Source organism: Nostoc sp. (genome assembly GCF_036917415.1).
Lineage (GTDB): Bacteria > Cyanobacteriota > Cyanobacteriia > Cyanobacteriales > Nostocaceae > Nostoc.
Genome location: NZ_JBALDJ010000025.1, coordinates 286022 through 298637 on the forward strand (window position 1 = coordinate 286022; position 12616 = coordinate 298637).

Genomic DNA, 12616 nt, shown 5'->3' on the forward strand with positions numbered 1-12616 from the left:
AATTCCAGAGTTAGAAGTTATTTTAAAACTTCTAACTTTTAACTTAAAACTTCAAATAATACATTATCTGGGCGATCGCATCACCAGTTAACTCTAACCGTCGCTGAAAATCAGCCAGGTTACGGTAAGGCCCGGCTGATTGCCGATTTTGCACCACTGCTTGCGCCAAAGACAAATCTATAAATGGAATTTGTGCTAATTTTTCAACGGTTGCTGTGTTCGGGTTAATTAAATGCGGATGATTTTCTAAAGATTCGTGGTCATAGTAAATAAAATTCAGTAGAGGCTTTAATGGCTCCAGGCGCGGCGCTGGCATACCCAAAGCCGCAGCGATATCTTCAATACAGTAAAATTTCACACCCGAATGTGAAAGTTCCACAAGCGATCGCGCTTGGTGAATTGACAAACCTGGTAAGCGTAACCAATCATCTACAGTCGCTTGATTAGCATCAATGCGGATACCTAATTTAGCCGCTATCTGAATTTCTTCCCCAGATTGTAGGCGATAGTAGGGATCGTTGAGGAGCTTGGCGCGGAGTTTTTGCAGTCTGGAATTTAAAGGTAGCCAGTTATTCATGATTGTCGCTTACCTCAAGAAATCTGGTCTAGCAATTGGCGGCGCTTTTGTTCAAACTCATACTCTGAAATCAGTCCATCCTGGCGCAGAGCATCTAATTCCCGCATTGCGTCAGCGATCGCTCCTACCTGATTACTCACCTGATGTAAATTCTTTGGGGCTGACTTCCCTAGATTAAAATTACGATCAAAAGCTTCTTCATCTTGGGCTAAATACCAAACTCCCTCAATAGCACTAGCTACCTTGGGTATAGGCGTCCAGGAAAGCAAGAAATATAAAATACCCCACACCGGCTGTCCTAGATAAAATTTATGCCATCCTGAAATTGTCAACGTACCAGAAAAAGCTAGAACAGCAGCAATACTTCGGCTTTTGCGCTTAGTGAACATATTTCTAATAAATCTACCAACACCATAGTTTCTACAATAAGACAGTCAAAAGGCACAGAAACAATTCATCCCTAACTAAATCTTCCCAATCCCCAATTTGAAGAAATTTGAGTAAGTTTCACATGACTGTACATTGAGCTTTGATGCTAATTTTAAGTTTTTAACGGATCTAGACTACTACGATGTCACAGACCTTCCTACCCCCAGAATGGTTTAAACAGCTTTACGATCCTTATGCTGTGCTAGGAATTTCTGTGAGTGCTGACGATCGCCAGATTTTTAAACGCTATCACACTTTAGCGAAACTGCTACATCCCGATCGCTATGCTAAAAGCTGCAATCCAGACCAAGAATTAGCAACGGCAATACTTAGCTATTTAATCAATCCAGCTTACGAACAACTCAAACATCGACACAAGCGTTTGATTGCTATAGCTATGCTGCGATCGAACGCAAGAGTATTACAGCAGCAAGCTTTGTGTGGGCAAAGTGCCATAGCTGAGGAAATTATAGAAATGTCTGCACCCCAAGCAGAATTGTTTTATGAAGAAGCGATCGCCTCCTATGCAGAAGCTCAATACAAATCACTCCATCAGTTTTATCAAGTTACGCAACAAATTAGTATACTGAATTTAGTTTATTTACAGTTGCATAAACCTGACCTGTTTCTACCGCAAAAACCCGTTCCCATCATCCCTGAAGTAGAAGTCAAGCCAGTTGAATTGACATTAAATGAAAAAACTCATGTCAAACCAGTTTTGACAAACTACGCTCAACGTCACTACCAGCGAGCGATTGAGTACGTCGGGCTAGCTAATTGGCCCCTAGCTGTGCAAGAACTGCGCGATGCCATCAAGTTGGAGCCAAATAACAGCGAATATTATGCCTTATTAGGTTTAGTACATCTAAAACAGAAATTTATCGGGATGGCTAGGGTTTACATCCGTCAAGCCTTAAAACTTAACCCGCAAGATTCATTAGCTCAAAAATACGCTACCAAATTGAAAATTGAACAGGGTGAAAACACCAATCCTAAATCAATGGCTAAAGCTCTGAGTATTGCGGCTTTATTAAGTCGATTTAACAAGGGTAAACGTTCTCAAGTCAAGTGTTGAAATTTCGGTAACAAACCGTACTAAAACCGAAGCTTCGTGACTAGATTACTCCCCTAGACTAAAATAATAAATAGAAGTAAAACTATTAAGCTACTGAGTCTGGGCACTCAGTTTAATATAAGCAATATGGGATTCTTCGATTCTGAAATAGTTCAGCAAGAAGCAAAACAGCTGTTTGAGGATTATCAAGCGCTGATCAAGCTTGGCAACAGCTACGGCAAATTTGACCGGGATGGCAAAAAGCTGTTTATTGAGCAAATGGAAGCCATGATGGATCGGTATCGCATCTTTATGAAGCGCTTCGAGCTATCAGAAGATTTCATGGCACAAATGACAGTAGAACAACTGAAAACGCAATTAGGTCAGTTCGGTGTCACCCCACAACAAATGTTTGACCAAATGCACCTTACTTTAGAACGGATGAAAGCCGAGCTAGAAAAACAGCCTTAGTCAATGTTAGATTTTGTGGAAAGTCAGATCGCCCGTAGTCGGCACTCCAACTTTCCAAGGCAGATTTTGGATTCATTGGCAATCCAAAATTCAAAATCTAAAACTAAATTATTGTGACTTGGGACGAGAAAACTGCGAAGGTGGCTTGAAGTTTTCTACTGGTACGTTCTTGAGTGCCTTCTCCATAAAATCTTTCCAAATGGGAGCGACCATAACACCACCTGTAGCATGGTCAGCTAATTGTCTGTTGTCATCTCTCCCTACCCAGACAGCAGTTGTTAGCTGTGGTACAGTGCCAACAAACCAAATATCCTTTTCTGATGATGTTGTTCCCGTCTTTCCAGCAGCAGGGCGACCGATAGCAGCACCTTTACCTGTACCCTCAGAGATTACCGATCGCATTACATCGATAATTGCTGCTGAAGCCCAAGGATCGAGGACTAGCTGCGGTTTAGGGGTGCTATCTAACAACACATTACCACTACTATCAGTAACACGAGCAATTACAGTTGGTGGAGATTGCCAGCCATAATTAGCAAAGGTAGCGTATGCACTAGCCATTTCCAGAGGAGTGACACCAATTGCCCCAAGCGGCAAGGAAGTCACAGGTTCCATCGGACTCGTAATCCCCAAGGTACGGCACGTTTCGATCACTCTATTCATCCCCACAGCCTTACCAATCTTGATCACGGGAATATTTCGCGATTGGGCTAAAGCTGTGCGGATTGGCATCGCTCCCCTAAAACCGCCATCATAATTTCTCGGAAAGTACCAACCGTTACCATCTCGATAGCTAACTGGGGCATCGACGACCGTTGAATCTGGCCCATACTTACCACTAGCAAAAGCAGTATAGTATACAAATGGTTTAAAAGAAGATCCGGGCTGCCGTTGAGATTGAGTTGCACGATTGAACTCACTCGTCTTAGGATCTATACCACCCACCAGTGCTTTGATAAAATGTGTACGCGGATCAATTGCCACCAGAGCCATTTGATTTTTAGATAATCCTTGCCCCAAAAGTGTTTTATGCCACTTACTAACAGTTTCCTCCGCCATGATTTGGAAGTTGGCATCAACTGTAGTTTGCACCCGCATTCCACCTTTAAGTAGTGTCTCACGCCCAAACTTCTTAGCTAACTCCTGCGCTACGGTATTGGTTACATAGGGTAGGGCACTACCTTGAAAGGATTTGATTTTACCAAGTTTGATTTCTTGCTTGAGGGCATTGTCGTATTCTGACTGGTCGATCCAGTTCAATTCCAGCATCCGTCCTAGCACTTCTTTTTGTTTCTGTTTTGCCAGCTTCATGCTCACAAACGGGCTGAATTCTTCTGGGGCTTGGATTAAACCCGCCATCATTGCTGACTCACCCAAGCTTAAATATTCTGCTGACTTATTAAAGTAACTGCGGGCTGCCGTTTGTGCACCATAATTGTTATGACCCCAATAAACTTGATTGAGGTACATTTCTAATATTTGGTCTTTAGTGAGAATTTGCTCTAACCGGATTGCTAGCACAGCCTCTGCTAACTTGCGGGTAAAAGCACGCTTGCGAGACAAAAATAGGTTTTTTACCAATTGCATGGTGACAGTAGAGCCACCCTCTTTGACTCCGCCTGCTGCTGCGTTAACTACTACAGCCCGCCCAACGCCGACGGGGTTAATACCGTGGTGATCGTAAAAGTGGCTATCTTCACTTGCCAACACTGCCCGTTTTAAATTCGGCGAAATTCTGTCTAGAGGTACGACTTCCCGGTTGGCTTCCCCGTGAATACTCGTTAAGAGTTTGCCCTTAACGTCATAAATGTAAGTCGTTTCTGAGGGAAAGAAGTTACGTAGCTGTCTCACATCTGGCAAATTACGGAAACTGATGGCTAAACCAACCAGTCCTCCGGCTACAATGGAACTTGCCAGCATGGTGATTGAGAGGAGAGTACCGCCAGTTACCTGACCGACTCCTTTCAAAAACTCAAAACCTGATGAAGCCCGACGCTGTGGCTGTTTATCTTCAAAAGTCCTAGACGACGACACGGCTATTTCACTTCCTCACTTGTAAATTTAACTGTAATTGATTGGGTGAAGCAAGGCGGTTAGTTTTTTGCAATTATAGTAGTTTGGCAGATGAGAAAGTGGATAAATTGCCAGTGAATATAACCAACTTAACTTCTAGTGTGCAAAACATAGCTAATAATCAATCTCTTCGGATGACGCAAGATTTTGCTTGGTTGCGTCGTGGTGTAGTAGAAGTATTCCCACAATCAGATGATGTTAACAGCGAAAGTTTAGAAAAGCTCTTACTAACTACACAACAACCTTTAAGGGTCAAATTAGGGATTGACCCTACAGGTACTGATATTCATCTTGGTCATAGCATACCAGTACGAAAACTGCGAGGATTTCAAGATGCAGGTCATACAGCAGTTTTAATTATTGGCGATTTTACAGCACGTATTGGCGATCCAACTGGTAAATCTGAAGTGCGTCGTCAGCTTACAGAAGCAGATGTAGCTAAAAATGCTCAGACTTATTTAGATCAAGTACGTCCTATCTTGGATTTTGACACACCAGGAAGGTTAGAGGTGCGTTATAACTCCGAATGGCTCTCTGGTTTGAACTTAGAGAAAATTTTGGAGTTACTCTCCACGATGACGGTGGGACAGATGTTAGCGAAGGAAGGATTTGCCGATCGCTATAAAAAAGAGAATCCGATTTTTATCCATGAGTTCCTGTACCCGTTGATGCAAGGTTTTGATTCGGTTGCCGTTGAGGCAGATGTGGAATTAGGTGGCACGGATCAGAAATTTAACCTTGCTGTGGGCAGAGATTTACAGCGCCATTTTGGTCAAAAGCCCCAATTTGGTATGCTGTTGCCAATTTTGATTGGCACGGATGGCGTGCAAAAAATGTCTAAGTCTTTAGGTAATTATATCGGATTGTCAGAACACCCAGCACAAAAGTATCAAAAGTTGCAAGGAGTTCCCGACCATCTGCTGTCACAGTATTTTGAACTGTTGACGGATTTACCTTTGGACAAACTGCCAGAAAATCCCCGCGATCGCCAAACACTCTTAGCATGGGAAGTCGTTAAACAGTACCACGGTGAAACCGCAGCCCAAGAAGCCAAAGAAGCAGCCCAAAGCGGCGGTAAGGAAGGTGCAGTTCCAGAATTTTCTCTAGCTGGCGTGCAGCAATTCCCTACTAAGTTAGCGTATATTCTCAATGTCACTGGCTTGTGCAAAAGTACCGGGGAAGGAAAGCGAAAAATTCAAGAAGGTGGAGTGCGCCTAGATGGCGATCGCATCAGTGATGCTGATACCACTTTCGATGCTCCTAGTGAATTACAAGGTAAAGTTTTACAAGTTGGAAAAAATAAGTTTGTGCGCTTAGTGCCTTAAATGGGGAATGGGGAGTCGGGAATGGGGAATGGAGAACAGGTAGGACAACGAGTTATTGTGGCTTTGGATGTGCCGGATGAACAAGCTGCGATCGCTCTTATAGATCGGCTACCGCAAGTTAGTTTCTGGAAAGTCGGTTTAGAGTTGTTTACTAGCACTGGCCCGAAAATTCTGGAAGTGTTAAAGTCTCGCCAAAAGCGCATTTTCTTGGATTTAAAGTTTGATGATATCCCCAATACCGTTGCTGGTGCTTGCCGGAGTGCAGCTAAATACGGAGTGGATTTACTGACAATTCATGCCACTGCTGGTAGAGATGCCCTGAAAGCCGCAACTGAGGCGGCACAGGAAGGGGCTGCAAAAGCAGATGTACAGCCACCAAAGTTAATTGCTATTACCCTGCTAACGAGTATTTCTGCTCGGCAGTTGGCATTTGATTTAAAAATACCTCTAGAATTGCCAGAATATGCTCTAGAAATGGCACTGCTGGCTCAAGAATCTAGTTTGGATGGGGTAGTTTGTTCGCCTCAAGAGGTGGCACAGCTACGGCAAACTTGTGGAAATGACTTTTTGCTTGTTTGTCCGGGGGTTAGACCAACTTGGGCAGACAAAGGCGATCAAAAGCGATCGCTTACTCCAGCACAAGCTATTATTGCCGGTGCAGATTATCTAGTGATTGGGCGTCCGATCACCGCTGCTACTGAGCCTGAGTTAGCCTGGAAGAGGATTTCTGAGGAGTTAATCACGGTGGCATGAAGCTAAGAGTTAGTAATAAACTAGAGAACAGAGTGCAAGGTGCAGGGGAAAACAATCTTGCCTCTTCGCTCAGAAAGAAAAATTATAGTTGGCTTGTAGCTTGTGGCTTCTGGGTTTTAGTATCAAATAACCTTGCTTATCCAGCGTTCTCCACAAACCCCACCCCTAAACCCTCTGTCTTAGCAGAAAAGGAAAATGTCAACGACGGGGCGAAGTCTTTGTGTTCTGAGCAAAATTTAGAAACATTTACTATACAGCTACTAGAAGATTTGCCTAGCTATACCAATCGCGCTAGTCAACGCGCCCGTCGTCTTAGAAGAAGCAGTGATGTTTACAGTTATATGCTAGTGGCAGGAAGACCTGAGTTTACTCCTCTGCCCCTTAACCTTGAAGAATATAGTACAGATGCACCTAAAAGCTCTGCATCAGGAGTTGAACAAGTTTTTTTTACTACCTTAGAACGGGAGTACATAGGAAAGAAAGCGGTAGAATTGCAGGAATTTCACTGGCTATTTTTGACTAAAACTAAAATTGGTTGGCAACTAGTGATGATGTTTTCTCAAACTGGTTCCTATTCAGCACAGCAGCCATTATCTCCGCCACGCGATAGTAGTAAAGGTACTGTTGCCCAAGGCGTTAAAACTTGGTTACGCGATTGTCAAGCTGGAAGTATACGCCGGATGCGTGCTCTAAATCTGGGAGACAAAATTAAACCGTTAATATCAAAATAGAACAGCTATGGCTCAAACAAAAATGCCTCGCCTTTAAGATATTTGCTACAGAGACTTTCAGTAACGTAGGGTAGAGTTTCTAACAAGTAATCGTGTTCATTTGGCTGCGACGCTAAAAAAGCAAAATTGTTTACCATTGCTCCGAGAAAGAACGCCTCCAAGATACTCTGATACTCATCGGGCAGTTGACATACGCTTTGATATCCGCTGAGGAAATATCTACGGTTTCGGGGAAACAGATGTAGCAGTGTATGAGCAATGTCATAAAGGTAGTAGCCGAAGCCACAACAAGAAAAGTCGATGGGTCGTGCTTTACCTGCATAAAAAATGTAATTATTTTCATTCAGGTCTGCGTGAATCAGACCCCAATTGGCGCGTGTTTTTTCTAGTGCTGTCATCACATTACTAATTCGCTTAACCACACTCTCAAGGACAGCGAAATCAGTCACAGATATCGTACCAGCATCTACTAGCGATCGCAGTTTCATTAGTGAAGCGTGTAGTTGCTCCCAGTCGTATTTTGGTCGCGTCAAGCCTGAAGGCAATTCCCAAAGGCTGGTGTGCTGGTGCAACTGAGCCATAAGTTCCCCAATTTGCCTAGCCTGCGTCGTTGTAGGTTCAGTATCAAGAGGAGAACCATCGACCCACTTTAGTAGTGTACAGTTGAGCCTTTCGCTGATGTCATCAACTACTACAGAGGTAATGAAACTGCCACTGATGTTCTGGATGGGGTATGGCACAACTAAATCAGTATCTCGATGCAACGCAATCAGCCAGATGAGTTCTGACTCAATGACGGCTTGTTGTTGCCAGATGCGATCGCAAAACTGAGCGATCGGATAATGGATACGGAGAAGAAATAACGCTTGCTCGTCATATTCTCCAGATGTAGCAAAATTTTGATTATTGCGAGTATCAACGCGAAACGTCACATTTTCGCTCTGACCCAAGAATACCAATTGAGCTGCATTGACATTGTATTGAGCTAGTGCAGTTAGAGCTAGGCCCTTCCAATCGATTTTGCTCTTCATTAATTTCCGAGTCAGATACTTATTTCAAACAAAATAAATGTACATCATCCAACTAGCTTGTATCAGTGGAATTGCACCTGTATCTTTAGGAAGATTTTTAGGAAAAATAGCTAATAAATAGCTAAAAGAAGCAGACATTATTTAAAAACGCAGATTGGCTTGAATTTAAGCGTTGTAACTCCCGTTTTTTGGCGATAACATGGAAAGAAGTTTATTTCAAGCTTTATCAAACCGCGTTTAGCGTCAGTTTTTTTATGGACATTCAGTTAATCAACATCGGCTTTGGTAACATCGTGTCTGCCAACCGAGTAGTTGCCATTGTCAGTCCAGAGTCTGCCCCGATTAAGCGGATTATTACCGATGCACGGGATAGAGGTCAACTGATTGATGCAACTTACGGTCGTCGCACTAGGGCTGTAATTATCACCGATTCCAGCCATGTAATTCTGTCAGCGATTCAGCCGGAAACGGTAGCGAATCGCTTTGTGATTTCTCGCGATCATCAAACTGTAGATAATTGACTAGCAATGGGTTTTTCCCACTCCTCTTTGCACCGTATCGGTAGTACCATGTGAATTAGATAAATTTTTTGTCACTCTTGCTACAAGTTCTTTAGTCACTAGTGGACTAGACCAGGAACACAAGACTAAGGAATAATATGTATTAATTGATTCACAGGTTGAAGGGATGATGCCAGTTTTACCCATCCAGAGTAGTGCGACTACCGAAGAATGCTTACATTTAGGCAGGTTAATTGTTTTAACTGGCCCCAGTGGGGTCGGTAAAGGCACTTTAATGCGATCGCTCCTAGAGCGTCATCCAAAACTCTATTATTCTGTATCTGTAACAACTCGTTCTCCCCGCCCAGGGGAAATCGATGGCAAAAGTTATTACTTCATCAGCTGCGGTAAGTTTGAACAATTAGTTGCTGAAGGTGAATTTTTAGAATGGGCAGAATTTGCTGGTAACTATTACGGCACTCCCCGTGAAGCTGTACTTAACCAAATTAATTCTGGGAAGTTGGTGGTGCTGGAAATTGAACTAGAAGGGGCAAGACAAATTCGTGCTTCTTTTCCCAGTGCCCTCAGCATTTTTATTTTACCGCCTTCCTTTGATGAATTAGAAAAACGAATACGCTCTCGTGCCCAAGACTCTGAAGAAGCGATCGCCCGCCGTCTGCTTCGCGCCCAAGAAGAAATTCAAGCCGCAGATGAATTTGATATTCAAATCGTTAATGACGATTTTGAAACTGCTTTAAATGATATTGAAGTAGTTTTGTTTAAATAAGTTAGGAGTTAAGAGTTATAAGTTATGAATTTAACCTCCTAACTCCTAACTCCTAATTTCTAGTAATTAACCAAATAGACCTTGAATTAGTGCCAAATTACTAGTCAAAAAGTAAGCAACTACTGCACCACCAATACCACCAATCAAGAAAGAACTGGCGAAGTTGTTCCAGCTTTCTTTAGAGTTAAAAGCATCTGCTGGAGGCTTGGGTACGGTAACACTAGGAAGTGCTTTGGGTGGATTGCTATTGGCATAGAGCGACAGAGCGCCTGTGAGAACTACAACCAGCCCAATCGCTGACAGCAATCCAGCTAAGTTAGCATCATTTGTATCCCGCAGTGGGCCCAATTTGGCAAAGGGGCCAAATAGCCAGTAACCATGAGCCATACCAACTTCTAAACCGCGTCTAGCAGGAGCCAGACCTGGGCGATAGGCAGGTAAATTATTAATTAACCACTTGCTCAAGGGAGAAGAATTAATCGGGGTTTCTAGATTGCCTATTTGTGGATCGCCGAATGCGGGAAAAACAACTTCCCGATTTCGAGGATCGCTGGGAAGATTCTTTGATGCATCTACTGCTTGTGCCATATTTTATGTTCGCCTCTAAAATTAAAATGGTGGCATTTTTATATTAATAATAATTCTAGCTAAAGAAGCATTTTGTTTAGGAAGTTTAGAAAAATTAATTTAGCTGATTTTAAAACTGTGAAACTCGCAATCTGTAAACAGTATCACGAGTTTCAAAAAACTATTTTTGCTGTCTATTTGGGTGATAATTCTGCCTAACTAAGCTGAAAAAATCAACTACACAATGTTAGGCAAAAAACAAGACATTGATTCAACTGTCCTAAATCCAATTTGACCCTTATGGTAGTGGGTGGAAAAGTAAGTCGGGGAAAAAGCGGTTGAATTCAATCAAGATACCTGCTGTGATCGTCAGCCAGATAGTAGCTGCCACAGGCGCTGTGGAAATGAATTTAATCAAATAAGCTGATTGGTCGCCTTTGTCTGCCATGAATTGAGTCTCCAAAACAAATGAATTAGTTAAGCTGATCTAGCGTGGGGAAATAGGGATTTCTGAATCCTTGGCTGCTAATTTTGCAGAGAGCAATTCTTGGACTGCTGCTGCTGGCCAAGCAAAGCCTGACGCGATTATGGGTAGTGCCAAACCAAGATCGATTTGGATTTCTTTTTGTTCAGTGTTAGATTCCTTTTTAATTGCTTGCAGATAGGCACGACCTACCCAACCAATCCAACCAGCAATATATAGAAACAAAATGCTGGGGATTAAAAAGTCACCAGCATGATTTAGACTACCATCAACAATCAAGTGGGGGTATCCTTCAGGGCCGCACAGCTCCTGAGAATAACGCTCAAACCGCTTTATCCCGGATTGGGGGTCAGCGGTAGTATTACGGGCATTAGCTGCTAGCTCTTGAAAAGCGGGATTGTCTTTGCACGGTGTCAAATTCGCCCCTAAAGCTTGTGCTGGGGGGACAAAGTTGAACCAAAGACTAATCGCTAACATGAAAGCAAACAATCGTCGCATAGAGTTGTTTCCTTTTATTACAAAACAAGAAGTTCTTTGTACAAAACGAAGCGGCTTGTACAGTTGTTTATTTACATAACTAGGAAGTCATCATACTCTTGGGTGGGAACCGAGTAAAGTTTAAGTAAATAAAAGTTAAAGCTTCTCAACCAAAATGAGTGCTGAGTACCAGAATTGTTGTTGTAGGGTAGTAAAGAAGCAAGATTTTCTCTTTATTACTCAGGACTCCAGACTCAGCACGGGCTAAACCCTAGCTATCCGCTAACAGCACTGATTACTCTCAATGACAACCGTTTTAGCAATAGAAACCAGTTGTGATGAAACAGCCGTCGCAATTGTTAAGAATCGTAAAGTTTGCAGCAGTATCGTAGCCTCGCAAATTCTAGTCCATCAGCAGTATGGCGGGGTAGTACCAGAAGTAGCGTCTCGCCAGCACCTAGAAACGATAAATGTTGCGATCGCACAAGCCTTAGAGCAAGCCCAATTAGACTGGGGAAAAATCGACGCAATTGCCGCCACTTGTGCCCCTGGACTTGTAGGAGCGCTATTGGTGGGGTTGACTGCTGCCAAAACCTTGGCAATGGTACACAACAAGCCATTTTTGGGAGTTCATCACCTCGAAGGTCACATTTACGCAACTTATTTAAGTGAATCAACTTTAAATCCCCCTTTTCTTAGCTTACTGGTTTCAGGCGGACATACAAGCTTGATTTATGTCAAAGATTGTGGTAAATACGAAACTCTGGGACAAACCCGTGATGATGCTGCGGGTGAAGCCTTTGATAAAGTGGCGCGATTGTTAAAGCTGGGTTATCCCGGTGGGCCAGTGATTGACAAGTTGGCACAAGAGGGGAATCCTCAAGCCTTTGCTTTACCAGAAGGAAGAGTTTCTCTACCCGGTGGTGGATTTCATCGTTATGATGCGAGTTTTAGTGGGTTAAAAACGGCTGTGTTGCGTTTAGTGCAGCAGTTAGACAAAGATAGTAAACAAGTACCAGTAGCAGATGTAGCAGCTAGCTTTCAGGATACGGTAGCGCGATCGCTAACCAAAAGAGCGATCGCCTGTGCCCTTGATTATGGTCTAGACACAATTGCCATTGGTGGCGGTGTAGCAGCTAATAGCGGGTTGAGAAAAAACCTCCAAGCTGCCGCCGTTAAACATAACCTACGCGTCCTATTCCCACCTCTAAAATTCTGTACCGATAACGCCGCCATGATTGGCTGTGCCGCTGCTGACCATCTATCCCGTGGTCATACATCTCCCCTTACACTAGGCGTTGAGTCTAGGTTAGGGCTTACTCAGGTGATGAAGTTGTATCAACCTATTGAGTAGTCA

The 12616-nt window shown here is 43.2% G+C and carries 15 protein-coding genes; 8 read left to right on the top strand and 7 right to left on the bottom strand.

What is annotated here, in order from left to right:
- Positions 1 to 43 precede the first annotated feature (43 nt).
- Entirely contained in the window at positions 44 to 577 is a 534-nt protein-coding gene (locus V7K41_RS04585; protein ID WP_334845924.1) for a ComEA family DNA-binding protein, read from the bottom strand.
- Positions 578 to 591: 14 nt separating this feature from the next.
- Positions 592 to 966: an NINE protein gene (locus V7K41_RS04590; RefSeq protein WP_334845925.1), complete on the bottom strand. Its 375-nt coding sequence runs from the start codon at positions 964 to 966 to the stop codon at positions 592 to 594.
- Positions 967 to 1148: 182 nt separating this feature from the next.
- Here V7K41_RS04590 and V7K41_RS04595 point away from each other — a divergent pair, with 182 nt between their 5' ends.
- The gene (locus tag V7K41_RS04595; protein WP_334845926.1) at positions 1149 to 2081 is read left to right on the top strand and encodes a J domain-containing protein; all 933 of its coding nucleotides are present in this window, start codon (positions 1149 to 1151) and stop codon (positions 2079 to 2081) included.
- 126 nt (positions 2082 to 2207) lie between these two features.
- The gene (locus V7K41_RS04600) at positions 2208 to 2531 is read left to right on the top strand and encodes a DUF1825 family protein (protein ID WP_104907522.1); all 324 of its coding nucleotides are present in this window, start codon (positions 2208 to 2210) and stop codon (positions 2529 to 2531) included.
- A 108-nt stretch (positions 2532 to 2639) separates the two neighbouring features.
- Here the strand turns inward: V7K41_RS04600 and V7K41_RS04605 are convergent, their stop codons facing one another.
- Positions 2640 to 4565, bottom strand: a complete 1926-nt coding sequence (locus tag V7K41_RS04605; RefSeq protein WP_334845927.1) for a transglycosylase domain-containing protein — start codon at positions 4563 to 4565, stop codon at positions 2640 to 2642.
- Between the two features lie 173 nt (positions 4566 to 4738).
- Here V7K41_RS04605 and tyrS point away from each other — a divergent pair, with 173 nt between their 5' ends.
- Genes tyrS through V7K41_RS04620 form a run of 3 tightly spaced genes read left to right on the top strand, consistent with a single transcriptional unit; the run spans position 4739 to position 7413 of the window.
- Positions 4739 to 5929 (top strand): tyrosine--tRNA ligase, encoded by a 1191-nt coding sequence (gene tyrS / locus V7K41_RS04610; RefSeq protein WP_334845982.1) that lies wholly within the window; start codon positions 4739 to 4741, stop codon positions 5927 to 5929.
- Positions 5930 to 5950: 21 nt separating this feature from the next.
- A complete protein-coding gene (gene pyrF / locus V7K41_RS04615; protein ID WP_334845928.1) occupies positions 5951 to 6682 on the top strand; it encodes an orotidine-5'-phosphate decarboxylase in 732 nt (243 codons plus the stop codon).
- Positions 6679 to 7413, top strand: a complete 735-nt coding sequence (locus V7K41_RS04620) for a hypothetical protein (protein ID WP_334845929.1) — start codon at positions 6679 to 6681, stop codon at positions 7411 to 7413. The genes pyrF and V7K41_RS04620 overlap by 4 nt, the downstream gene beginning before the upstream one ends.
- A gap of 5 nt (positions 7414 to 7418) precedes the next feature.
- On the opposite strand, the gene V7K41_RS04625 is transcribed toward V7K41_RS04620, so the two are convergent.
- Positions 7419 to 8444, bottom strand: coding sequence for a phosphotransferase enzyme family protein (locus V7K41_RS04625; protein ID WP_334845930.1), 1026 nt, complete (start codon positions 8442 to 8444; stop codon positions 7419 to 7421).
- 254 nt (positions 8445 to 8698) lie between these two features.
- Between V7K41_RS04625 and remA the strand changes: the two genes are divergently transcribed.
- Together remA and gmk are read left to right on the top strand one after the other, a co-directional pair.
- The gene (gene remA / locus V7K41_RS04630) at positions 8699 to 8965 is read left to right on the top strand and encodes an extracellular matrix/biofilm regulator RemA (RefSeq protein ID WP_073639751.1); all 267 of its coding nucleotides are present in this window, start codon (positions 8699 to 8701) and stop codon (positions 8963 to 8965) included.
- Between the two features lie 166 nt (positions 8966 to 9131).
- On the top strand, positions 9132 to 9731 hold the full coding sequence (gmk, locus tag V7K41_RS04635; protein ID WP_334845931.1) for a guanylate kinase: 600 nt from the start codon (positions 9132 to 9134) through the stop codon (positions 9729 to 9731).
- Between the two features lie 66 nt (positions 9732 to 9797).
- Here the strand turns inward: gmk and V7K41_RS04640 are convergent, their stop codons facing one another.
- The 3 genes from V7K41_RS04640 to V7K41_RS04650 form a co-directional block, all read right to left on the bottom strand.
- Complete coding sequence (locus tag V7K41_RS04640; RefSeq protein ID WP_334845932.1) at positions 9798 to 10319, bottom strand: photosystem I reaction center protein subunit XI; 522 nt, start codon at positions 10317 to 10319, stop codon at positions 9798 to 9800.
- Positions 10320 to 10596: 277 nt separating this feature from the next.
- Positions 10597 to 10746: a photosystem I reaction center subunit IX gene (gene psaJ / locus V7K41_RS04645; RefSeq protein WP_094339707.1), complete on the bottom strand. Its 150-nt coding sequence runs from the start codon at positions 10744 to 10746 to the stop codon at positions 10597 to 10599.
- A 39-nt stretch (positions 10747 to 10785) separates the two neighbouring features.
- Positions 10786 to 11280, bottom strand: a complete 495-nt coding sequence (locus V7K41_RS04650; RefSeq protein ID WP_334845934.1) for a Photosystem I reaction center subunit III — start codon at positions 11278 to 11280, stop codon at positions 10786 to 10788.
- 283 nt (positions 11281 to 11563) lie between these two features.
- Here V7K41_RS04650 and tsaD point away from each other — a divergent pair, with 283 nt between their 5' ends.
- Positions 11564 to 12613, top strand: a complete 1050-nt coding sequence (gene tsaD / locus V7K41_RS04655; RefSeq protein WP_334845936.1) for a tRNA (adenosine(37)-N6)-threonylcarbamoyltransferase complex transferase subunit TsaD — start codon at positions 11564 to 11566, stop codon at positions 12611 to 12613.
- The last annotated feature ends 3 nt before the right edge of the window (positions 12614 to 12616 follow it).